1 protein-coding gene is annotated in these 376 nt (G+C 61.4%); it reads left to right on the top strand.

Annotation, left to right across the window (positions count from 1 at the left end; all coding sequences use genetic code 11):
• Nucleotides 1-376, top strand: a 376-nt coding sequence (locus tag AB4Z35_RS31175) for an isocitrate/isopropylmalate family dehydrogenase (protein WP_442101322.1), incomplete at both ends; no start/stop codon positions are given.

Genomic DNA, 376 nt, shown 5'->3' with positions numbered 1-376 from the left:
CTTCAAGGGCGTGCCCTCGCCGGTGCGCGAGCCGGAGAAGATCGACATGGTGATCTTCCGCGAGAATTCGGAAGATATCTATGCCGGCATCGAGTGGGAGGCTGGCAGCGAAGGCGCCAAGAAGCTGATCAAGTTCCTGCAGGACGAGATGGGCGTCAAGAAAATCCGATTCCCGGAGACGTCGGGCATCGGCGTGAAGCCGGTTTCGCGCGAGGGCACGCAGCGGCTGGTGCGCAAGGCGATCCAGTATGCAATCGACAACGACAAGCCGTCGGTCACGCTGGTGCACAAGGGCAACATCATGAAGTTCACCGAGGGTGGCTTCCGTGACTGGGGCTATGAGCTGGCGCTGCAGGAATTCGGCGCGGAGCTGGTC

This window comes from Pseudomonas sp. KB_15 (assembly GCF_052114525.1).
Classification (GTDB): Bacteria; Pseudomonadota; Gammaproteobacteria; order Pseudomonadales; family Pseudomonadaceae; genus Aquipseudomonas.
Note: the sequence above shows the minus strand (reverse complement) of the source record. Positions and strands in the feature narration are given on the sequence as shown.